Genomic DNA, 23,267 nt, shown 5'->3' on the forward strand with positions numbered 1-23,267 from the left:
ACGAAGCGGTCTGCTGGAAGGCGACCGCTGCATAACGTGTCAGACAACGCGATCCACATTGATATCATGATTGAAGCCGGCAACTGGCCGGACGAAGCGAGCCTTGAAGGTCTCGTCAGGAAGTCGGTCGAGGCCGCTTGGGCCAATTTGAACCTTAAGGACGCTGAAAGCGAACTGAGTGTGGTTTTCACCGACGATCCCTCTATTCAGACCTTGAACGCAGAATGGCGCGGCAAGGACAAGCCGACCAATGTGCTGTCATTTCCGGCGTTTCCGCTCAAAGCCGGAGCGCAGCCGGGGCCGATGCTGGGCGATATCATCATCGCGCGGGAGACTGTCGAGCGCGAGGCCCGTGAAGAGGGAAAGCCGCTCGAAAATCACCTCGCTCACCTCGTCGTGCATGGCTTTTTGCACCTTTTGGGTTACGATCACGAAACCGATGCGGAAGCGGAAGTGATGGAAGGCCGCGAGCGTGAAATCCTTCATGCTCTTGCCATCCCCGACCCTTATGCTGTATCCGATGAAGACACTAACAACGATTGACCATGGCTGATCAAACATCGCATCCTCCGTCCGCTGGCGAGAATCGCAGCGAGACCCAAGACGCCGAAGGGCAAAGTACGCAGCGGCCCGTAGTGGCCGAGAAGCGTTCCCTATTGTCTAATATTTTCCCGTTCATGCGCTCGCGCCAGTCATCTTCGCTGCGCGAAGATTTGGCCGATGCCCTTTCCAGCACGGCAAGCGAGCAGGATTCAGCATTCTCGCCTGAAGAAAAGGCGATGCTGCATAACATCCTTCGCCTGCGCGAAATCCGCGTCGAAGACGTGATGATTCCGCGCGCCGATGTCGAGGCCGTGGAAATTTCCACGCCGCTCTGGGAAGTGCTGGAACTTTTCGAGAAATCCGGCCATTCGCGTATGCCGGTCTATGCCGAGACGCTGGACGACCCGCGCGGGATGATCCATATCCGCGATGTGCTGAACTTTATCACCAAGCAGGCCCGTCAGAAGACCACGCGCCGCAGCAGCACGCGCAAGGCGACTGCGGAAGACAAAGCCGCCAAATTCGACATGAGCCGTATCGATCTTACCAAGACGATCGGTGAACTCAATCTGATGCGCAAGGTCCTGTTCGTGCCGCCATCCATGATGGCAAGCGGCTTGATGGCGCGCATGCAGGCGACCCACATCCAGATGGCGCTGGTCATCGATGAATATGGCGGCACGGACGGTCTGGTTTCGCTGGAAGATATCGTCGAAATGGTTGTCGGCGATATCGAAGACGAACATGATGACGAAGAAATCATGATCGCCGAAGAGGCCGATGGCGTGTTCGTTGTCGACGCGCGCGCCGATCTGGAGGAACTGACCGCAAAAATCGGCCCGTCCTTCGAAGTGGGCGAGCATGGCGAGGATGTCGACACGGTCGGCGGCCTCATCTTCTCGGTTCTGGGGCGTATTCCGGTTCGCGGCGAAGTCGTGCAGGCTATTCCTGGCTATGAATTCCATGTGCTGGAAGTCGATCCGCGCCGGGTGAAGAAAGTGCGCATTGTACCGCTTTCCGCGGCTGACCGCCGCCGCCAGCAGCGCGCGGTCGTATCGGCCAAGCCGGGAGAACAGTCCGCGGAGACAGAAGCTGCAACCGACAATCCCAAAGAGGCCTGATGATCGAAAGGCTCGCGGGGAGGATCATTCTTTCGAGCGGCTGGCGTCGGGCGCTGGCCGCTTTTCTGAGCGGTGCCTTCGCCACGCTGACCCAGCCGCCATTTGATGTTTTCGTCGCGGGCTTCATCTCCTTCCCCATTCTTGTCTGGCTGATCGACGGTGCTATTGCTAAAGCGAACGCTGGACCGGTTCGCCGCCTTCTTCCCGCAGCCATGGTTGGCTGGTGGTTCGGGTTCGGCTATTTCATTTCCGGGCTGTGGTGGATCGGTACGGCGCTGCTGGTTGATGCGGACCAGTTCGCATGGGCCCTGCCGCTCGCAGTTCTGGGCCTGCCTGCATTTCTCGCATTGTTCTATGCATTTGCAACCATGGTTGCGCGCATATTCTGGTCGGACGGCTTAGGGCGCATCTTCGCGCTTGCATTCGGCTTTGCATTGGCGGAATGGCTGCGCCTTTTCCTGTTCACCGGTTTCCCCTGGAACGCCATCGGCTATGCCGTCATGCCGACGCCGCTTCTGATGCAATCGGTTGCCGTGCTGGGCCTGATCGGAATGAGCGCCCTGGCGGTGTTTGTCTTCGCCGCACCGGCTCTGTTGATCGGTGGACGGTTTGCAAAGACGGGCATCGCATTTGCCCTGTTACTTATCGCCGGTCACGTCGGCTTTGGTGCCTGGACGCTTTCACAAGCACCGGCGATCGATGCGGAAAAAGGAACGCTCGCGATTCGTATCGTACAGCCTTCCATCGCCCAGACCATGAAATGGGACAATGCCGAGCGCCGCTCGATCTTCGACACATTGGTGTCGCTGACGGGGGAGGCACCTGCCCAAGGCAAGCCAAAGCCGGACGTGATCATATGGCCGGAAACGGCGGTTCCTTATATCCTCACCTCGACGCCCGAGGCTCTGTCGCGCATAGGTGAAGTTTTGCAGGACGGGCAGGTGCTTTTGGCCGGCGCCGTTCGCGAAGAGAAGGCGACCGGCGGCGGTGAACCGCGCTACTATAATTCGATTTATACGATCGATGACCGTGGTGTCATTGTCGACGCTGCCGACAAGGTGCATCTGGTCCCCTTCGGCGAGTATCTCCCTTACGAGAGTTTCTTGCGCAGGCTCGGACTTCAGGAAGTGGTGGAAATGCCCGGTGGATTTACCGCTGGCGCATCGCGTCGCGCGTTGAACGTGAAGGACGGCCAGACTTTTCTGCCGCTGATCTGCTACGAAGCAATTTTTCCCGATGAGCTTGGATATACGGGCCCAAAAGCCAGCGCCATCCTCAATGTGACAAACGATGCATGGTATGGTGATACACCGGGCCCGTACCAGCATTTCCGACAGGCGCAGGTGCGCGCCGTGGAACAGGGCCTGCCGCTCATTCGTGCAGCTAATAATGGTCTTTCGGCTGTCGTTGATGCTTATGGTCGAATCACTGATGGGCTGGCCCATGATGCCGTCGGGGTAATCGACGCTTACCTACCGTCATCTCGTGCACCATTTTGGGGCACGCCACAGGGTGCACGGCAATCTCTGGTAGCGCTGTTAACCTTACTCGTGGTGAGCATGGCTTTCCGACTGCCATTCGGCAGGCGTTTTCATTGACAGACTAATATTGTTACGCTGTTATGGCCCTGCGGCGACGGTTTTTGCGGAAAAATCGTCAGACTACCTCCCAAAACTTATTGTTATCGCTGTTCAGATGAACAGAGCATGAATGAAAGCTCGCAGTTGCGAGGAGTGACAATTGTATGATTGAGAATAAAAAGAAGCCCAATCCCATTGACGTGCATGTCGGCAGCCGCATCCGTCTCCGCCGCAACATGCTGGGCCTCAGTCAGGAAAAGCTTGGCGAAAGCCTCGGAATTACGTTTCAGCAGATCCAGAAATACGAGAAAGGCACCAATCGCGTCGGTGCAAGCCGGCTTCAGGCGATCTCGTCAATTCTGAATGTCCCGGTTTCCTTCTTTTTTGAAGATGCACCAGGCTCCTCAACCCAGGCTGGATTTGCAGAGGACAATGAAGCGACCTATGTGGTCGATTTCCTGAATTCCAATGAAGGCGTGCAGTTGACTCGCGCGTTCACGAAAATTTCAGATCCGAAAGTGCGCCGCAAGATCATCGATCTCGTGAAGTCGCTCGCTGCGGACGCTGACTGATTTCAGTTCTTGAGAAGCGCAGAAAAAGCGGGACATAGGCGTGCCTCGCCGGGTTCTTACGATTTGCGGCACCCGAACCGGCAGGAAATGCTGTCTGAAACGAATTTTCCCGCTGAGGCGCTGTCGCAACAAGAATATGCATTGACGGTTTAATCCCAACTTCGCTAACACATTACTGTGCCCGGAACGCTGGAACCTGTTCCGGGCGCTACTGTGTTTCCATGGCGGAGATATTCTCCGTTGGATTTTCAAGAGGGGTTACCCGTGTCGCGCAGTTCTTATCTCTTCACCAGCGAATCTGTGTCCGAAGGACATCCGGACAAGGTTTGCGACCGCATCTCCGATGAAATCGTGGACATGATCTACAAGGAAGCGCGCCGTACCGGCGTCGATCCATGGTCTGTCCGTGTTGCCTGCGAAACGCTTGCCACCACCAATCGCGTGGTCATTGCCGGCGAAGTGCGTGTTCCGGATACTTTCCTGAAGAAGAATAAGGACGGCACTGTCGCCCACGATGCGGCCGGACATCCGCTGATCAATCCTTCGCGCTTCCGCTCGGCAGCCCGCAAGGCGATCCGTGAAATCGGTTACGAACAGAACGGTTTCAACTGGAAGACGGTGAAGATCGACGTGCTTCTGCATCCGCAGTCCGCCGATATCGCGCAGGGCGTGGACAATGCCGCTGACCGTCAGGGCGAAGAAGGTGCAGGCGATCAGGGCATTATGTTCGGTTATGCCTGCCGCGAAACCCCGGACCTTATGCCGGCACCGATCTACTATTCGCACAAGATCCTCGAAAAGCTCTCCGAAGCCCGCCACAAGGGCGAAGGCGATGCGGGCAAGCTCGGCCCCGACGCCAAGAGCCAGGTCACGGTGCGTTACGAGAACGGCAAAGCCGCTGAGGTTACGCAGATCGTTCTTTCCACGCAGCATCTGGATGCAAGCTGGGATTCAAAGAAAGTCCGTTCGGTTGTCGAACCCTATATCCGGGAAGCGCTCGGCGAGCTCCCGATTGCAGCCACCTGCAACTGGTATATCAATCCAACCGGCAAGTTCGTCATCGGCGGACCGGACGGTGATGCCGGACTGACTGGCCGCAAGATCATCGTGGATACCTATGGTGGTGCCGCTCCTCATGGTGGCGGCGCATTCTCCGGCAAGGACACGACCAAGGTCGACCGCTCCGCAGCCTATGCCGCGCGCTATCTCGCCAAGAACGTCGTTGCCGCCGGTCTTGCCGACCGCTGCACGATCCAGCTTTCCTATGCCATCGGCGTGGCGCAGCCGCTTTCGGTTTACGTCGATCTGCATGGTACCGGCAAAGTGGCAGAATCCGCAGTCGAGGAAGCGCTTCGCGAAGTCATGGACCTGTCACCGACGGGCATCCGCAAGCATCTCGACCTCAACAAGCCGATTTATGCCAAGACCTCGTCTTATGGCCATTTCGGTCGCAAGCCGGGTCGCGACGGTTCCTTCTCCTGGGAGAAGACCGACCTCACCAAGGTGCTGAAGGCAGCAGTGGCGTAACTTCTCCCCCGGAAAGTTGCATCGCACGCCGCTTGGCGTTATGTGTCCCGACAAATTTCGAGGAGCGCGGTCTTGGATCGCGCTCTTCTGCTATCAGCGCATCCCGAAAAATGTGAAACGGTTTTCGGACAAGATGTGCGTCTGAACAAAGAGATAGAGCGCCGATCTGCTTCAATCAGATCGAAACGCGCTCTATTATTCACTATGACGCCGACGGATAAAATATGACCGAAGAATCTCATCCTCTGCGCGGTGCCGGAAATTTTTTCGGCCGTCGTCACGGCAAGCCCCTGCGGAGCCATCAGAAGAATCTGTTCGAGGATCTTCTGCCGCGTATCAAGATCGACATCGAAAGCCCGGCACCGCAGGATCTGCATGCGCTTTTTGAAACGAAGGTCGACGCTGTACGTCTGGAAATCGGTTTCGGCGGCGGCGAGCATCTGCACCATGAGACAGGTCGCTATCCGCAGACGGGTTTCATCGGTGTCGAACCCTTCGTCAACGGCATGGCAAAGATGCTTGCGGCACTCGATGAAGAACCGCGCCCGAACCTGCGTCTCTATGACGAGGATGCGACGGCGGTCCTCGACTGGCTACCGGATGCGTCCCTTTCCGGCATTGATCTTTTTTATCCCGATCCGTGGCACAAGCGACGTCACTGGAAACGCCGTTTCGTCAGCGATGCCAATCTCGACCGCTTCGCCCGCGTGTTGAAGCCCGGTGCAAAATTTCGCTTTGCTTCCGACATCGAGCATTATGTCAACTGGACGCTCCAGCATTGTCGCCGTCATCCGGCATTCGACTGGCAGGCCGAAGGCCCGTCCGACTGGAACAAAGCTTATGAAGCCTGGCCAGGCACGCGCTATGAAGCAAAGGCTTTTCGCGAAGGTCGGCGCGCTGCCTATTTGACTTTCATTCGCCGTTGAAGCAGCCAGCAGAGAACGCATCAATCGAACGTCAGAAGCGGTCTTGAAAAAATCAGCTTCCACTGGTATATATGTCTCAAATTCTTGGTCGTTTGAACAAGAGTGGGTCCACCCGGTCCCGCTCTTTTTTGTTACTTACGGCCTGCTTGAAGAGGCTTTTCCTGCCTCTCGAAAGGTTTTTAGGTTGACGGAACAGGTTCAGGCAAACGAAGCAGAGGCGCTAGCAGCAGGCGTGAATGATCGCATCATTCGCGAGACGGGCATCGATGCGAAAGTGGCTTCTATCATCGAGCCCATCATCAATACGCTGGGCTTCCGGTTGGTGCGTGTGCGCCTTTCGGGGCTGAACGGTCAGACCTTGCAGATCATGGCCGAGCGTCCCGATGGCACGATGACCGTCGACGATTGCGAACTGGTCAGCCGCACCGTTGCGCCGGTTCTCGACGTGGAAGACCCCCTCAGCGGAAAATATCATCTGGAGATTTCGTCTCCTGGTATCGACCGACCGCTGGTCCGAAAGTCGGACTTTACCGACTGGGCCGGTCATATCGCAAAGGTGGAAACCTCTATCGTGCACGAGGGCCGCAAGAAATTCCGCGGGCGTATCGTTCTGGGCGATGCGGAAACCGTTGTCATTGAAAGCGATCAGATTTCCTACGGCAACGAACCTGTCGTGCGTATTCCATTCGATCTGATTTCGGACGCACGTCTCGTGCTGACCGATGACCTGATCCGCGATGCGCTGCGTAAGGACAAGGCCCTGCGCGAGGGCCGCATTCCCGGCGACGATCTGGGTGATGATCAGGAAGCCGAAATGGACGAACAGTCCGGCGAAGCTGGGTCTGACGAAGCCACATCGGGCGAAGCCGAAAAGAAGAAATAAGTTTCAGGCGTCCGGTATCTTGAGGAGCCGGATGCGACACCAAGGAGAGTCCAATGGCAGTCAGTGCTAACAGGCTGGAGCTTCTGCAGATCGCCGACGCGGTCGCACGCGAGAAGTCGATCGACCGCGAGATCGTTCTTGCGGCCATGGCCGATGCGATCCAGAAGGCGGCGCGTTCGCGTTACGGCCAGGAAAGCAACATCCGCGCGGACATCAATGCGAAGTCTGGCGAGATCAAGCTGCAGCGCCTGCTCGAAGTTGTTGAGCATGTCGAGGATTACGCGACGCAGATTTCGCTCTTCACCGCTCGCGATCGCAATCCGGATGCGCAGGTCGGTGACTTCATCGCCGATCAGCTACCGCCGATGGATTTCGGTCGTATCGCCGCCCAGTCGGCAAAGCAGGTTATCGTGCAGAAAGTGCGTGAAGCCGAGCGTGACCGTCAGTATGACGAATACAAGGATCGCGTTGGCGAAATCGTCAACGGTACTGTGAAGCGTGTCGAATACGGAAATGTGATTGTCGATCTCGGTCGTGGTGAAGCCATCGTGCGCCGCGATGAACTGATCCCGCGCGAAGCTTTCCGCTACGGCGACCGCATTCGCGCCTATGTCTACGATGTGCGCCGCGAACAGCGTGGCCCGCAGATTTTCCTGTCGCGCACCCATCCGTCCTTCATGGCGAAGCTTTTCACCATGGAAGTGCCGGAAATTTACGACGGCATCATCGAAATCAAGTCCGTTGCCCGCGATCCGGGTTCCCGAGCCAAGATTGCGGTCGTGTCGCGTGACGCTTCCATCGATCCGGTTGGTGCCTGCGTCGGTATGCGCGGTTCCCGCGTTCAGGCCGTTGTCGGCGAATTGCAGGGTGAAAAGATCGACATCATTCCGTGGTCTCCGGAAGCGGCTTCCTTCATCGTCAACGCGCTTCAGCCGGCTGAAGTTGCCAAGGTGGTGCTCGATGAAGACGCCGAGCGTATTGAAGTTGTCGTTCCGAATGACCAACTATCACTTGCAATCGGTCGTCGCGGTCAGAATGTGCGCCTTGCTTCCCAGCTCACCGGCTGGGACATCGACATCCTGACGGAAGACGAAGAATCCGAACGTCGCCAGAAGGAATTCACCGAACGTTCGACCCTCTTCATGGATGCCCTCAACGTTGACGAGATGGTCGGTCAGGTTCTGGCCTCCGAAGGTTTCGCATCTGTTGAAGAACTGGCCTATGTCGAGTCGGGTGAAATCGCCTCCATTGACGGTTTTGATGAGGATACGGCCGGCGAAATCCAGGAACGTGCCCGGGAATATCTGGATCGCATCGAAAGCGAACAGGATGACCGCCGCAAGGAACTGGGCGTCGAGGACGAACTGCGTGAACTGCCGGGCATCACCACGGCGATGCTGGTGGCAGTTGGTGAAGACGGCGTCAAGACGATGGATGATTTTGCCGGTTATGCCGTCGATGATCTGGTCGGCTGGCGTGAACGCAAGGACGGCGAAACCGTCGCTCATAGCGGCATCTTCTCTTCCTTCGACGTTTCGCGTGTCGATGCGGAACAGATGGTCCTTTCTGCGCGTTTGAAGGCAGGATGGATCACGGAGGAAGAACTGGCATCGGCTCAGGAAGAAGAAGCCGAAGCTGAAGCCAGTGAAGAGGCAGCCGCTTCCTAAGAAGCGCGCTGGAATAGCAGAGCCGCATGGCTTCTTACGTCTGAGGCAATTCAGGCGTAAGCTGTGCGGCTCTCGCAATTGATCCCTGAAAAATGGTCGTCGTTCATCTGAATTGATCGGCCAGTTCGGGTTTCGAATGAAGTTCCGGCCATCTTACGGGTTGTGGTGGGGCTTTTGCTCTGGTACAGCGCCACGCATCAGGTCTGATGCGTTGGATATGGTCCAAACTGGTGCTCGCGCAGCAATTTCGTCGCTCATGCAAGAGCGATGCAGTCGAGCCGGTTATGACATTGGTACAAGTTCGGAATGCGGCCCCGATATGGCCGCCCGATATTGCCGTTATGGCAAAACTGGAGTTCGCGTGGAGCAGGATATGAATGACAGAACCTGTATCGTCACGCGCGAAAGCGGTTCTGCCGATGATCTGATCCGTTTCGTGGCCGGTCCCGACGGTTCCGTGGTGCCGGACTTGAAAAGGAATCTGCCAGGCAGAGGATGCTGGGTCAAAGCCGAGCGTCGTCTGGTGGATGAAGCGGTCAAGCGCAAACTCTTTGCGCGAGCGCTGAAAGAAGGTGTGACGCCGCAGGCGGATCTTGGCGCGCTGGTGGACCAGTTGCTGACGAAATCTGCTCTCGGTAGCCTCGCTCTGGCTCGCAAGGCTGGCGCTGTGGTAACAGGTTCGACCAAGGTGGATCAGGCGATCCGCACCGGGGCGGCCGCCATGGTGCTGCACGCTCAGGAAGCCGCAGCCGATGGCGTGCGCAAGCTCGATCAGGCCCGCCGCGCTGTGGTGCATCTTGATGGCCCCGAAATCCCGGCCTTCACCCTTTTTACGGGGGAAGAAATGGATTTGGCATTTGGGGGCGGAAATGTGATACATGCAGCCGTACTTGAAGGAAAGGCGGCGGCCGGGTTCGTAAAGCGGGCGCTTATGTTGCATCGCTATCGCGGTGAAAGCGCATCGAGCCTGGATTAGAGCGCAACTGTAGAGGGGCTTGGCAGACCCTGGATCGGATTGCGCGTTGAAGCGGATGACTGGAGCTTTATCCAACATGACTAGGTCGCGTTGGATAATGCTCGAGTAGAGCGGCCGGAGCCGCGAAGGAAACGGAAACGTAATGAGCGATAAAACGAACGACGACAAGACGCTGAGCGTTAATACGAAGAAGACGCTGACCATGAAGCGGCCAGGCGTCGAGCAGAGCACCGTGCGCCAGAATTTCAGCCACGGCCGCACGAAGGCTGTCGTCGTTGAAACGAAGAAGCGCAAATTCTCGCGGCCTGACGAGAAGTCGGAAGTCGAGGTAGCGGCCCCACAGCCTGCAGCTGCGGCACCAGCAGCTCCTGCGCCTGTGGCCTCCACCCCGGCACCAGCGGCTGCTGTATCGGCGCCCGCGCCGGCAGCTCCAGCGGCTGTTGCTCCACAGGCAACTGCGCCAGCAGCGCCTGCACCGCAACAGCCAAAGGCACCTGCTCCGGCAACTCCTGTGACAACGCCAAAGCCGCATGTTGCGCAGCAGCAACCGCGTAATCAGCAGCGTTCCGGCCAGCAGTCGCAGCGTCCACGCCAGTCTGATCGCTCCGGCATGGTGTTGAATACGCTGTCGCGCTCTGAAATGGATGCGCGTCGCCGCGCGCTTGAAGAAGCGCAGGTTCGTGATGCGGCTGATCGCGTTCGCGCTGCTGAAGAAGCAAAGCGCCGCGCAGAAGAAGATGCACGCCGTGCCAAGGAACGTGAAGAATCCGCTCGCCGCCAGGCAGAAGAAGAAGCACGTCTGAAGGCAGAAGCGGAGGCCAAGGCTCGCGCAGAAGCGGAAGCAAACAAGCGCATGCCGCAGTCGGAAGGCCGTTCGGAGCAGCGCGGCGATTCCCGTCCTGCACCGCAGGGCGGTCGCCCCCAGCATTCGGGTCGTCCTCCGCAGGGCGGTCGTCCCGGTCAGGGACAGCGTCCTGCATCGCCAGCGATTGCAGACGTTATTCCAACGGCAAACAAGCCTCTTCCACAGAGCCAGCAGCGCAAGCCTGGTTCCACGGGTGATGAGGATGATCGTCGTGGTCCGTCGACCGCTCGTCGTGGCGTCCCGGCAAAGCCGGAAGTCCGCGCACCGAAAGTGGTTAAGACCGAAGATGATCGGCGTCGTGGCAAGCTGACCATCTCCAGCAATCTGGAAGACGAAGGCCGTTCGCGTTCGCTTTCGGCGATGCGTCGCCGTCAGGAAAAGTTCAAGCGTTCGCAGATGCAGGAAACACGCGAGAAAATTTCTCGCGAAGTGACTGTTCCTGAAACCATCACGCTTCAGGAACTCGCACAGCGTATGGCCGAGCGTTCTGTCGACATCATCAAGTACCTCATGAAACAGGGACAGATGATGAAGCCGGGCGATGTGATCGATGCCGATATGGCACAGCTCATTGCTGAGGAATTCGGCCACACCGTCAAGCGCGTTGCGGAATCGGACGTTGAAGAAGGTATCTTCGGTGTCGCCGATAACGAGGCCGCGCTGGTTTCCCGTCCTCCGGTCGTGACCATCATGGGTCACGTCGATCACGGCAAGACCTCGCTGCTCGACGCGATCCGTCACGCCAATGTGGTGTCAGGCGAAGCCGGTGGCATCACCCAGCATATCGGTGCTTATCAGGTCGAGCAGAACGGCCAGAAGATCACCTTCATCGATACGCCGGGCCACGCTGCCTTTACCGCAATGCGTGCCCGCGGTGCGCAGGCGACCGACATCGCCATTCTGGTGGTTGCCGCTGACGACAGCGTGATGCCGCAGACGATTGAATCCATCAACCATGCCAAGGCGGCTGGTGTTCCGATCATCGTGGCGATCAACAAGATCGACAAGCCTGCTGCCGATCCGCAGAAGGTTCGCACTGCCCTTCTGCAGCACGATGTCTTCGTGGAATCGATGGGCGGTGAAGTTCTCGACGTCGAAGTTTCGGCCAAGAACAAGATCAACCTCGACAAGCTGCTTGAAGCAGTCCTGTTGCAGGCAGAAATTCTTGATCTCAAGGCAGATCCGACCCGTACCGCTGAAGGCGTTGTCATCGAAGCGCAGCTCGATCGTGGCCGTGGTTCGGTCGCAACCGTTCTGGTTCAGAAGGGTACATTGCATCCGGGCGATATTATCGCTGCCGGTAACGAATGGGGCCGTGTGCGCGCTCTGGTCAACGACCATGGCGAACACGTCAAGGAAGCAGGACCTGCAATGCCGGTTGAAGTCCTTGGTCTCCAGGGTACACCACAGGCAGGCGATCGCTTCGCAGTTGTCGCTAACGAAGCCAAAGCTCGTGAAATTGCTGATTATCGCCAGCGCCTTGCTCGCGATAAGGCTGTTGCCCGTCAGACTGGCCAGCGTGGCTCGCTTGAGCAGATGATGAGCCAGCTTCAGGTGAACGGCTTGAAGGAATTCCCGCTCGTCATCAAGGGTGACGTGCAGGGTTCGGTCGAAGCGATCATTACGGCTCTCGACAAGCTCGGCACCGACGAAGTGCGTGCACGCATCGTCCATTCGGGCGCCGGTGGTATCACGGAAAGCGACGTGTCGCTGGCCGAAGCCTCCAATGCAGCAATCATCGGCTTCAACGTTCGTGCCAACAAGCAGGCACGCGATGCAGCCGACCAGCAGGGCACCGAAATCCGCTACTACAACATCATCTACGATCTGATCGAAGATGTGAAAGCAGCGATGTCGGGTCTTCTGTCGCCAGAACGCCGCGAAACCTTCATCGGTAATGCTGAGATTCTTGAAGTCTTCAACATCACCAAGGTTGGTAAGGTTGCCGGTTGCCGGGTTATCGACGGCAAGGTTGAACGTGGTGCAGGCGTCCGCCTCATCCGTGACAACGTGGTTATCCACGAAGGCAAGCTCAAGACGCTCAAGCGCTTCAAGGACGAAGTGCAGGAAGTGCCGATGGGCCAGGAATGCGGTATGGCGTTCGAAAACTACGACGACATTCGCGCAGGCGACACGATCGAAGCGTTCCGCGTCGAACATATTACGCGCACTCTCTAATACCTATATGCCGGACCGTCCTGTCATGGGCGGTCCGGTTTTTCATTACCCGGTTCCGAGGGTCTGACTCCCGTCTGAACTGTGGTAAATTGCACCGTTCAGTTTTAGCCGTTTCTTCGGGCAGCCAATTGGGCTGGGTGCCGATTAATGGCTGTTTATCGAGGATATAGCTATGGCACGTTCTCCGGATCCAAAAGGCTCAGGTGGCCTTTCCCAACGCCAGCTTCGCGTGGGCGAGCAGGTGCGTCACGCATTGGCACAGGTGCTTCAGCGTGGAGAAATCCGCGACGACCTTATCGCCCGCACCGTGATTTCCGTCTCGGAAGTGCGTATGTCACCCGACCTCAAGATCGCAACTTGCTTCATCACCCCTCTTGGCGATGCCGATACGCAGGCCGTTATCAAGGCGCTGGCTGCGAATGCGAAATTCATTCGTGGTCGTATCGCTCCGAGCCTCAGCCAGATGAAGTACATGCCGGAATTCCGCTTCCGGGCAGATACCAGCTTTGACAATTTTTCCAAGATCGATGCACTGCTCCGCTCGCCGGAAGTCGCACGCGATCTTGGGCATGACGATGAAAAAGACCGGGAGGCAGACAAGGCTTCCCGCAATGGAGACGAATAAAGCATGGCAAGACGGGGCAAGAAAAAAGGCCGTCCGGTTTCCGGCTGGGTCATTTTTGACAAGCCGAAAGGTATGGGATCGACCGAGGCGGTCTCGAAGATCAAGTGGCTGTTCAACGCCGAAAAAGCCGGTCATGCCGGTACGCTTGATCCGCTTGCTTCCGGCATGTTGCCCATAGCGCTGGGTGAAGCCACCAAGACTGTACCTTATGTCATGGACGGGACCAAGATCTATCGTTTTACGGTCAGTTGGGGTGAAGAACGTTCGACGGACGATCTGGAAGGCCAGCCGACCAAAATCTCTGACAAGCGCCCGTCAAGTGCGGATGTCGAGGCATTGCTGCCGAATTATACCGGCGTCATTTCGCAGGTGCCGCCGCAGTTTTCCGCCATCAAGATCGACGGCGAACGGGCCTACGATCTTGCCCGCGAAGGTGAGACCGTCGAAATACCCTCCCGCCAAGTCGAGATCGACCGGCTGGAGATTGTAGGCATTCCGGATGCCGACCGCACCGAATTCGAGGTCGAATGCTCCAAGGGCACCTATGTGCGTTCTCTGGCCCGCGACATGGGCCGCGATCTTGGATGCTACGGGCATATTTCGGAACTGCGCCGCATCGAAGTGGCACCGTTCACGGAAGAGGATTCCGTCACCCTGGCAGAACTCGAACAGGCATGGCCGCCGCTTCCGCCGAAGGATGAGGACGGCAATATCGTGGAACCAGCACCGCGTCGCGACTTTTCGGCGATTGACGCGCTGGTCATCGACACAGGCGCCGCACTGGACTGCCTACCGCAGATACCGCTTTCCGACGATCAGGCGCAACGCGTGCGTCTCGGCAATCCGGTGATCCTGCGTGGGCGCGACGCGCCTCTGGAGGCCGAGGAAGCCTGTGTCACGACACGCGGAAAATTGCTCGCCATCGGCTATATCGAGCATGGACAGTTCAAACCGAAGCGCGTTTTCACGACGAGCTGACGTTTCGTCAGAAGATCGCGATGAGGCGGCCAATTGAATTGAGACTGGCATTCCTGCCAATTTTACACTATATGCCCCTCATCGATCATGCCTGAAAGCATGTCAGATCGTGTAAATGGCCCGCGCTGGACGACATCCCGGCCTGGGCGTCTCTTTTTCCTCTCATCAAGAAAGGGTGTACGATGTCGATTACTGCTGAGCGCAAGCAAGCACTTATCAAGGAATACGCCACCAAGGAAGGCGATACCGGTTCTCCTGAAGTACAGGTCGCCGTTCTTTCCGAGCGTATTGCCAACCTTACGGATCATTTCAAGGGCCACAAGAATGACAATCATTCGCGTCGCGGCCTTCTGAAGCTGGTTTCGCAGCGTCGTCGTCTTCTTGACTATGTCAAGGGCATCGACCAGGCACGTTACCAGGCGCTGATCGGCCGTCTCGGCCTGCGCCGCTAACGGTAAAATCGGGCGACGTCTTCAAACGTCGCCCGTTTGATTTATCGAGCATTTTGTCGTGCGGATAGCCGCTGACAGATCAAAATGCGACACTTGAGCATGTCTCCCAAAAGTGGGAACCGGTTTTGGGGCGAAGACATGCGAAAAACCAACAGATAGAACGGAAGCGCGAACGTATGTGAGTGCATCCCGCCTATCGGGCGAATGCCCGCTGGCATGAGACGGCGCACCAGGTGCATTCCGTCATGCCGATGAAGAGCCATACGGCTCATGACCTGGACCAGTCATGGGGCAGGATTGCAGGCAGTTCGTGTCAGGGAATATTCGGGAATGAATGTTCTGACACATAACGAACTTCCCGTTGTCTTGCCCGTGGCCTGTCTGCCAACCCAGGAGATGCCCTAGCGCTTTGCGCGGCGTCTCCATATGAGGACAAGATATGTTCAATACCCATAAAGTGGAAATCGAATGGGGCGGTCGTCCGCTTACGCTCGAAACCGGCAAGATCGCCCGTCAGGCTGACGGTGCAGTTCTGGCAACCTATGGAGAAACCGTCGTTCTGGCGACTGTCGTTTCTGCCAAGGAACCAAAGCCGGGTCAGGATTTCTTTCCGCTGACCGTAAACTATCAGGAAAAGACCTATGCCGCCGGCAAGATCCCTGGTGGTTTCTTCAAGCGTGAAGGCCGTCCGAGCGAAAACGAAACCCTCGTTTCGCGCCTGATCGACCGTCCGATCCGCCCGCTCTTCGTCGATGGCTACAAGAACGACACACAGGTTGTTCTGACTGTCATTCAGCATGACCTTGAGAACAATCCAGACGTTCTGTCGATGGTTGCAGCTTCTGCAGCGCTGACCATTTCCGGCGTTCCTTTCATGGGCCCGATCGGTGGCGCGCGCGTTGGCTACATCAACGGCGAATACGTTCTGAACCCGAATATCGACGAAATGCCGGAATCGAAGCTCGACCTGGTTGTTGCCGGTACGGCTGACGCTGTTCTGATGGTTGAATCAGAAGCACAGGAACTTTCCGAAGAAGTTATGCTCGGCGCCGTTGTTTTCGGTCAGAAGGGCTTCCAGCCCGTTATCGATGCGATCATCAAGCTCGCTGAAGTTGCTGCCAAGGAACCGCGTGACTTCCAGCCGGAAGATCTGTCGGACCTCGAAGCCAAGATGCTCGCAGTTGTCGAAAACGACCTGCGCGACGCCTACAAGATCACCGAAAAGCAGGCTCGCTACGTCGCTGTTGACGCTGCAAAGGCCAAGGCGAAGGCTCATTTCTTCCCAGAGGGTGTTGAAGAGCCGGAATTCTCGGCTGAAAAATTTGCAACTGTCTTCAAGCACCTGCAGGCAAAGATTGTTCGCTGGAACATCCTCGACACCGGCAATCGTATCGATGGCCGTGATTTGTCGACCGTTCGCGCAATCGTTTCGGAAGTCGGCCTTCTGCCACGTACACACGGCTCGGCGCTGTTTACCCGCGGTGAGACGCAGGCAATCGTTGTTGCCACGCTCGGCACCGGCGAAGACGAACAGATGATCGATTCTCTGACCGGTACGTACAAAGAATCCTTCATGCTGCATTACAACTTCCCGCCATATTCGGTCGGTGAAACCGGTCGTATGGGTTCGCCAGGCCGTCGTGAAGTTGGTCATGGCAAGCTCGCATGGCGTGCAATCCATCCAATGCTGCCTGCTGCTGAACAGTTCCCTTACACGATCCGCGCTGTTTCCGAGATCACGGAATCGAATGGCTCTTCGTCGATGGCAACCGTTTGCGGCACGTCGCTGGCGCTGATGGATGCAGGCGTTCCAATTACCCGTCCGGTTGCTGGTATTGCCATGGGCCTGATCAAGGAAGGCGAGCGTTACGCTGTTCTTTCTGACATTCTCGGCGACGAAGATCACCTCGGCGATATGGATTTCAAGGTAGCCGGTACCGAAAGCGGTATCACTGCCCTTCAGATGGACATCAAGATCGACGGTATTACCGAAGAGATCATGAAGGTCGCGCTGGAGCAGGCCAAGGGCGGTCGCGTTCACATCCTCGGCGAAATGAGCAAGGCTCTTTCCACGTCGCGTGAAGAACTGGGCGAATTCGCTCCACGCATCGAAGTGATGAACATCCCAACCGACAAGATCCGTGATGTTATCGGTTCGGGCGGTAAGGTTATTCGCGAAATCGTCGAGAAGACTGGCGCGAAGATCAACATCGAAGACGACGGCACGGTCAAGATCGCATCGTCGAACGGCAAGGAAATCGAAGCCGCCAAGAAGTGGATTCATTCGATCGTTGCCGAGCCGGAAGTCGGCGAAATCTACGAAGGCACGGTCGTCAAGACCGCTGACTTCGGCGCTTTCGTGAACTTCTTCGGTCCGCGTGACGGTCTGGTTCACATCTCGCAGCTCGCTTCCGACCGCGTTGCCAAAACCACCGATGTGGTCAAGGAAGGCCAGAAGGTCTGGGTCAAGCTCATGGGCTTCGACGAACGTGGCAAGGTTCGCCTGTCGATGAAGGTCGTCGATCAGGAAACTGGCAAGGAAGTCGTTGCTGAAAAGAAGGCAGAAGCAGACGCTGAATAAGCGTTGTACTCTGTAATCAATTGAGAAAGAGCGCGCCCCAAGGTGTTTTTGGGGCGCGCTTTTTTGTTGCGCGTAGAACAATTGATCGGCATGGGTGAAGCATGATGACACCGGCACAACAAACACTCTTTCTCCCCTTCGATCAGGGCATTCTGGACATGCCCGAAGTAGGACAATCCTTCCTCGCCTGCGGTCTTTCTGCGGATCGGCGTCTTGAGGATGAATGGAAGCAGGCGCTGACCTTCCTGCAGCCCTGGCGCCCGGACTGGCTGGCACTCAATAAGGAAGACCTCAATGTCGTTCCCAGGTTGGGCTCCAGATTGGACGAGGAGCGGCGTTTTTCCGGCGGGCTACTTCTGCTCGGAAAACATCGCGGACGCAATGAGGCGTGGTTTGCGGAGCTTCTGGCGCGTGTTGAGCCGGGCGGATGGATTGCAGTGTCTGGCGACAAGAAGCTCGGCATCGACAGTTTCCGCAAATGGGTCGGCAATATTGCCGAGATCAGCGACCGCATGTCGAAGAACCATGCCGTGGTCTTCTGGCTGAGAAGGCCCGCCGATCTCACCGATGACTTCATCGCGGCATTGAAGCCGCTTGCGGCTGATATTGACGATGTGTTTCGCACCGAGCCCGGCATGTTCTCGCACGGTGTTATCGACAAGGGCTCGGCGCTGCTCGTGCCGCATATGGAGAAGATCGTCTTTGGCAATGTCGCCGATCTTGGCGCTGGCTGGGGCTATCTTGCTGCGCAATGCCTGAAGTTTGCGGATCGCATCAAGTCCATCGATCTTTTCGAGGCCGATTATGAGGCACTGGAGGCCGCACGCGGCAATCTGGAGCGGTTAGGGGCATCGGTTCCTATTGGCTTCAACTGGTTCGATGTGACCAGTGAAAAAATGACGGGTATTTATGACACCGTGATCATGAATCCGCCGTTTCACGAAGGGCGCGCGGCAGACCTGTCGCTTGGGCAGACGTTTATCGCCGCCGCTGCTTCGCGGCTTAAGATCGGCGGGCGTCTGCTGATGGTCGCAAACCGTCAATTGCCTTATGAGACAACGCTGAAGGGGCTGTTCAAGAATGTAACGCTTCTCGAAGAGGCAAGCGGCTTCAAAATATTCGATGCAAAGAAATAAAACAAAAAAGCCGCCTCGAAAGGCGGCTTTTTTACAGCATAATTCCTTAAACTTGAATCAGTTTAGAGCATTTCCAGCAAAAGTGCGAAGCGGTTTTGCGTCGGATAGTGCGTGAAAACAAATAGATAGAGCGGTTCCGACGATTCCGTTTAAACCGGAACCGCTCTAAGGAATTATGCAGCAGTTTTAAATTGTCAGAGCGCCGTATGCCTGGTGGGAGGACGCACGACGCTCCAATCGTGTAACGCTTATTCGCCGCGTTCCGCATCCGAGCTTTTCAGCTCTTCAAGCGTCGGCATGGAGACGATGTTGTAGCCGGAATCCACATAATGGACCTCACCGGTGACACCGCTCGAAAGATCGGACAGCAAATAGAGTGCCGATTTGCCCACATCGTCGATATCGACCGTGCGGCGCAGCGGCGAGTTACGACGCTGATAGCTGAAGATCGCGCGGGCGTCGCCGATGCCGGCACCGGCCAGTGTTCGCACCGGCCCTGCCGAGATCGCATTGACGCGGATGCCCTGCGGGCCGTAATCGGCAGCAAGATAACGAACCATGGCTTCAAGCGCGGCCTTGGCAACGCCCATGACGTTGTAGTTCGGAATCGTACGGGTTGAACCGCCATAGGTCAGCGTCAGGATCGAACCGCCGTCCTTCATGAGCTTTTCGGCGCGCTGTGCCATTTCCGTGAAGGAGTAGGCGGAAATCACCATGGTGCGGCTGAAATTTTCGCGCGTGGTGACGTCTGCGTAGCGACCCTTCAGTTCGGTCTTGTCGGAAAAGCCGATGGCGTGAACGACGAAATCGAGCTTGCCCCACTTCTTTTCGATTTCGGCAAAGACCGCATCGACCGAATCGATATTTTCAACATCGCAAGGCAGTACGAAATCAGAGCCGACCTGCTCGGCCAGCGGCTTTACGCGCTTGCCGAGCGCATCGCCCTGATAGGTAAAGGCCAGTTCAGCGCCCTGTGCTGCGAGTTGTTTTGAAATTCCCCAAGCGAGTGAGTGATTATTCGCGACCCCCATGATGAGGCCGCGTTTGCCTTTCATCAAACCTTCCATATTTCCCTCTCCCTCAGCCCTGGTAGCGCTGGAAAACCAGCGTCGCATTGGTGCCGCCAAATCCGAAGGAGTTGGAGAGCACGGTGTTGAGCTGAGCGTTGTCAATGCGCTTGCGAACGATAGGCATGTCCGCGAAGGCAGGGTCCAGTTCTTCGATATGTGCGCTTTCGCAAATGAAATTGTTGTGCATCATCAAAAGCGAATAGATCGCTTCCTGCACGCCGGTTGCACCCAGCGAGTGGCCGGTCAGCGATTTCGTTGCAGCAATCGGCGGGCAGGCATCGCCCGAGCCGAAGACCTGGCGGATCGCTTCGATTTCCGGCGCATCGCCCGCAGGCGTCGAGGTTGCATGCGGGTTGATGTAGTCGATCTTGCCCTTGACGGTCGAAAGCGCCATTTTCATGCAGCGGATCGCGCCTTCACCAGACGGAGCCACCATGTCGTAACCGTCAGATGTCGCGCCATAGCCGACGATTTCACCGTAAATCTTGGCGCCGCGGGCCAGTGCGGTTTCGAGGTCTTCCAGTACCAGGACACCGGCGCCGCCTGCGATCACGAAGCCGTCGCGATTCTTGTCATAAGCGCGTGATGCGGTGGATGGCGTATCGTTATACTTGCTCGACATGGCGCCCATGGCGTCGAACAGAACCGAAAGCGTCCAGTCGAGATCTTCGCAGCCGCCTGCGAACATGCGGTCCTGCTTGCCATACTGGATCATTTCGAACGCGTTGCCGATGCAATGATTGGACGTCGCGCAGGCCGAAGAGATCGAATAGTTGATGCCCTTGATCTTGAAGAAGGTTGCCAGCGTCGCGGAAGCGGTCGAGCTCATGGCTTTCGGCACGGCGAACGGGCCGACGCGCTTCGGGCCTTTTTCGCGGGTGATGTCGGCAGAATCGACAATCGTGCGGGTCGAAGGACCGCCGGAACCCATGATAATGCCGGTGCGGTCGTTGGATATTTCCTCTTCGGAAAGTCCAGCATCCGCAATGGCCTGATCCATGGCGACGTGGTTCCAGGCCGTGCCACGGCCATGAAAACGCATCGCACGCCGGTCGACCAGCGCTTCGACGTCGATATTCGGGGCACCGTGCACCTGGCAACGGAAACCGAGCTCGGCATATTCCTCAGCGCGGGAGATGCCGGACTTTGCTTCACGCAGCGAAGCAGTGACCTCTTCGGTGTTGTTACCAATCGAGGATACGATCCCCATACCCGTTACGACCACACGCCGCATCGCGTTCTCCTTTACACCTGATCCGTGAGCGACGTGTCCGTCATACGGACTGCCGCCTGTTCGCGGTTACATAGGTGCGATCTTCGCATGTTTTGAGCGCGGCCGCATGAAAACTGTTCACTTTTTTGCAGTCGCGCTCGTGGATGATGGTGATTGAGGCGCCTTATTGGCCCTCGTTGTCCTTCGACAGGCCGACGCGCAGATCGGTCGCCCGGTAGATGGTTTCGCCATCGGCTTTCAGCCAGCCGTCAGCCGTGCCGAGCACGAGGCGGCCGCGCATGACACGCTTGAAGTCGATGCCGTATTCGAGAAGCTTGGTATGCGGACGCACCATGCCCTTGAACTTGACTTCACCGGTGGACAGAGCCATGCCGCGGCCCGGCTCGCCGAGCCAGCCGAGGAAGAAACCGGTCAACTGCCACATGCCGTCGAGGCCGAGGCAGCCCGGCATGATCGGATTGCCCATGAAGTGGCACGGGAAATACCAGTCGTCGGGGCGCACGTCATACTCGGCACGGATATAGCCCTTGTCGAACTCGCCGCCAGTTTCGGAAATATCGGTGATGCGATGGACCATCAGCATCGGAGGCAGGGGAAGCTGAGCATTGCCGGGGCCGAACATCTCGCCGCGTGCACAGGCCAGGAGTTCTTCATACCCGTAGCTTGATTTCTGTTCTGCCATTACGCCTCCCTTGAGGTTCATTCTGTATCGACCGGCAATCCGGCCAGATTGTAGGTTTCACCGGAACATCCCTACCACAGACTGTTTCCGGCAGTAAAATCATGCAATGGGTTTATTCGGGGGGTTATCCGAAAAAGCGGGCAATTCCCAAAGCTATTGATAGTTATTTCGCAACGGCATATATCAATGTCAGTATGCAATGGGCAACAGCCCGTTTGACGATTGATGATTTTGCTACAAGCTTGTGACGGAACCAACGGTGAATATGCAATCTTCACATACCCACTCGACGGTCTCGATGGAAGAGCGGCTCCGCCATGCGGGCTTGCGCCCGACGCGTCAGCGCGTTGCGCTTGCGAACCTGATCTTTGCCCGGGGCGATCGCCATCTGGCTGCCGAAGACCTCCACGAAGAGGCCGTGATGGCTGACGTGCCGGTGTCTCTGGCGACAGTTTACAACACGCTGCACCAGTTCACGGAAGCCGGTATGCTGCGTATTATCGCGGTTGAGGGCTCGAAAACTTATTTCGATACCAATATCTCGGATCACCAGCATTTCTTCCTCGAAGGCGAAAATGTCGTGTTCGATATTCCGCATGGCGAGCGTGGGCAGCCGACGGTTGCCAACATGCCGGAAGCACCACAGGGCATGGAAATCGTCAATGTGGATATTATCGTTCGCCTGCGCCGCAAGGGCCAGTAACGAACGACACCGCGCACCGGATTGAAAAGAAAGCGGCTACAGCCGCTTTTTTTGTTGCGTATTGGATTGCGTGAGGCTGAAAAGGGAGAAAGTTCTGCGGTCCAGGCTGAATCGCCTCCCAAGTTTCAGCCGGGCACATTCCAAGGAGATATCATGCGTAAGCTATTCATCGCCGCGACCGTTCTCGCCGTTTTTACTGCCGGCAGCGCCTTTGCAAAAACAGTCCGGGTCGCAGTTACCCCTGGTCCGCACGCCCAGATCATGGAAAAAGTGAAGGAAGTTGCTGAAAAGAACGGCCTTGAAATCGATATTCAGGAATTTTCCGACTATGTCATCCCGAACATGGCGCTCGCGGATGGCGCGCTGGAAGCCAATTCTTTCCAGCACAAGCCGTATCTCGACAATCAGGTCGCCGATCGCGGCTTCGACATTGTGAGCGTTGCCGAAACCGTCAACTTTCCAATGGGCTTGTATTCGAAGAAGCTGAAAAATATTTCGGAGCTGGCTGACGGCGCGACGATTGCGATCCCGAACGATCCGACCAATGGCGGTCGTGCTCTGCTCGTTCTTGCTGAAAACGGCATCATCAAGCTCGATCCTGCCAAGGGATTGAAGGTCAGCGCCCTCGACATCATCGAGAATTCGAAGAACCTCAAATTCGTTGAACTCGATGCTGCGCAGCTTCCGCGTTCGATGGAGGATGTCGATGCCGCCGTCATCAACACCAATTATGCCATGGAAGCAGGACTGAACCCGGCGACCGATCCACTGGTGCGGGAAGGCGAGAAAGCGCCTTACGTCAATATTCTCGTCGTTCGCACCGCCGACAAGGATGCCGATTGGGTGAAAACCCTGATCTCCTCCTATCACAGCGATGAAGTGAAGGATTTCATCGCCACGACGTTCAAGGGATCGGTGATCCCTGCCTGGTAAAATAACTGCAGGCTCCGGATTTTATCCGTAGAGGC

The 23,267-nt window shown here is 57.0% G+C and carries 20 protein-coding genes; 17 read left to right on the top strand and 3 right to left on the bottom strand.

All coding sequences use genetic code 11. From position 1 onward, the window contains the following. Positions 1–36 precede the first annotated feature (36 nt). The 15 genes from ybeY (at position 37) to FIB18_RS10315 (ending at position 18,610) form a co-directional block, all read left to right on the top strand. A complete protein-coding gene (gene ybeY, locus FIB18_RS10240) occupies positions 37–543 on the top strand; it encodes an rRNA maturation RNase YbeY (RefSeq protein ID WP_140020605.1) in 507 nt (168 codons plus the stop codon). Positions 544–545: 2 nt separating this feature from the next. Then, complete coding sequence (locus FIB18_RS10245) at positions 546–1,664, top strand: hemolysin family protein (protein WP_140020606.1); 1,119 nt, start codon at positions 546–548, stop codon at positions 1,662–1,664. Continuing rightward, positions 1,664–3,262, top strand: coding sequence for an apolipoprotein N-acyltransferase (lnt, locus tag FIB18_RS10250; protein WP_140020607.1), 1,599 nt, complete (start codon positions 1,664–1,666; stop codon positions 3,260–3,262). The genes FIB18_RS10245 and lnt overlap by 1 nt, the downstream gene beginning before the upstream one ends. A 146-nt stretch (positions 3,263–3,408) precedes the next feature. Continuing rightward, the gene (locus tag FIB18_RS10255; RefSeq protein ID WP_140020608.1) at positions 3,409–3,816 is read left to right on the top strand and encodes a helix-turn-helix domain-containing protein; all 408 of its coding nucleotides are present in this window, start codon (positions 3,409–3,411) and stop codon (positions 3,814–3,816) included. Between the two features lie 264 nt (positions 3,817–4,080). Further along, positions 4,081–5,343 carry a methionine adenosyltransferase gene (metK, locus tag FIB18_RS10260; protein ID WP_140020609.1) on the top strand — a complete coding sequence of 421 codons (1,263 nt, stop codon included), beginning with the start codon at positions 4,081–4,083 and terminating at the stop codon, positions 5,341–5,343. A 224-nt stretch (positions 5,344–5,567) separates the two neighbouring features. Further along, positions 5,568–6,269 carry a tRNA (guanine(46)-N(7))-methyltransferase TrmB gene (trmB, locus tag FIB18_RS10270; protein ID WP_140020611.1) on the top strand — a complete coding sequence of 234 codons (702 nt, stop codon included), beginning with the start codon at positions 5,568–5,570 and terminating at the stop codon, positions 6,267–6,269. Between the two features lie 184 nt (positions 6,270–6,453). Beyond that, positions 6,454–7,152, top strand: a complete 699-nt coding sequence (gene rimP, locus FIB18_RS10275) for a ribosome maturation factor RimP (RefSeq protein ID WP_140020612.1) — start codon at positions 6,454–6,456, stop codon at positions 7,150–7,152. A gap of 53 nt (positions 7,153–7,205) precedes the next feature. After that, the gene (gene nusA / locus FIB18_RS10280; protein ID WP_140020613.1) at positions 7,206–8,819 is read left to right on the top strand and encodes a transcription termination factor NusA; all 1,614 of its coding nucleotides are present in this window, start codon (positions 7,206–7,208) and stop codon (positions 8,817–8,819) included. Positions 8,820–9,138: 319 nt separating this feature from the next. Beyond that, entirely contained in the window at positions 9,139–9,795 is a 657-nt protein-coding gene (locus FIB18_RS10285; RefSeq protein ID WP_140020614.1) for an RNA-binding protein, read from the top strand. 142 nt (positions 9,796–9,937) lie between these two features. Further along, entirely contained in the window at positions 9,938–12,838 is a 2,901-nt protein-coding gene (gene infB / locus FIB18_RS10290) for a translation initiation factor IF-2 (protein WP_140020615.1), read from the top strand. A 172-nt stretch (positions 12,839–13,010) separates the two neighbouring features. Continuing rightward, positions 13,011–13,463, top strand: a complete 453-nt coding sequence (gene rbfA / locus FIB18_RS10295) for a 30S ribosome-binding factor RbfA (RefSeq protein ID WP_140020616.1) — start codon at positions 13,011–13,013, stop codon at positions 13,461–13,463. Positions 13,464–13,466: 3 nt separating this feature from the next. Then, positions 13,467–14,441 (top strand): tRNA pseudouridine(55) synthase TruB, encoded by a 975-nt coding sequence (truB, locus tag FIB18_RS10300; RefSeq protein ID WP_140020617.1) that lies wholly within the window; start codon positions 13,467–13,469, stop codon positions 14,439–14,441. A 182-nt stretch (positions 14,442–14,623) separates the two neighbouring features. Next, positions 14,624–14,893 (top strand): 30S ribosomal protein S15, encoded by a 270-nt coding sequence (gene rpsO / locus FIB18_RS10305; protein WP_024898336.1) that lies wholly within the window; start codon positions 14,624–14,626, stop codon positions 14,891–14,893. A 439-nt stretch (positions 14,894–15,332) separates the two neighbouring features. Beyond that, positions 15,333–17,474: a polyribonucleotide nucleotidyltransferase gene (gene pnp, locus FIB18_RS10310; RefSeq protein WP_140020618.1), complete on the top strand. Its 2,142-nt coding sequence runs from the start codon at positions 15,333–15,335 to the stop codon at positions 17,472–17,474. A 101-nt stretch (positions 17,475–17,575) separates the two neighbouring features. Then, the gene (locus FIB18_RS10315; protein WP_140020619.1) at positions 17,576–18,610 is read left to right on the top strand and encodes a class I SAM-dependent methyltransferase; all 1,035 of its coding nucleotides are present in this window, start codon (positions 17,576–17,578) and stop codon (positions 18,608–18,610) included. A gap of 248 nt (positions 18,611–18,858) precedes the next feature. Here FIB18_RS10315 and fabI read toward each other — a convergent pair whose 3' ends face one another. From fabI to fabA, 3 genes are all read right to left on the bottom strand, one after another. Beyond that, the gene (gene fabI, locus FIB18_RS10320; protein ID WP_140020620.1) at positions 18,859–19,677 is read right to left on the bottom strand and encodes an enoyl-ACP reductase FabI; all 819 of its coding nucleotides are present in this window, start codon (positions 19,675–19,677) and stop codon (positions 18,859–18,861) included. A gap of 13 nt (positions 19,678–19,690) precedes the next feature. Beyond that, the gene (gene fabB, locus FIB18_RS10325; RefSeq protein WP_140020621.1) at positions 19,691–20,914 is read right to left on the bottom strand and encodes a beta-ketoacyl-ACP synthase I; all 1,224 of its coding nucleotides are present in this window, start codon (positions 20,912–20,914) and stop codon (positions 19,691–19,693) included. Between the two features lie 163 nt (positions 20,915–21,077). Further along, positions 21,078–21,596 (bottom strand): 3-hydroxyacyl-[acyl-carrier-protein] dehydratase FabA, encoded by a 519-nt coding sequence (fabA, locus tag FIB18_RS10330; RefSeq protein ID WP_140020622.1) that lies wholly within the window; start codon positions 21,594–21,596, stop codon positions 21,078–21,080. A 265-nt stretch (positions 21,597–21,861) separates the two neighbouring features. On the opposite strand from fabA, the gene irrA reads away from it, so the two are divergent. Then, positions 21,862–22,299, top strand: coding sequence for an iron response transcriptional regulator IrrA (gene irrA / locus FIB18_RS10335; protein ID WP_140020623.1), 438 nt, complete (start codon positions 21,862–21,864; stop codon positions 22,297–22,299). Positions 22,300–22,452: 153 nt separating this feature from the next. Further along, entirely contained in the window at positions 22,453–23,232 is a 780-nt protein-coding gene (locus tag FIB18_RS10340) for a MetQ/NlpA family ABC transporter substrate-binding protein (RefSeq protein ID WP_140020624.1), read from the top strand. Positions 23,233–23,267: the final 35 nt, after the last annotated feature.

It is taken from the genome of Brucella pecoris, from assembly GCF_006376675.1.
GTDB classification, from domain to species: Bacteria; Pseudomonadota; Alphaproteobacteria; order Rhizobiales; family Rhizobiaceae; genus Brucella; species Brucella pecoris.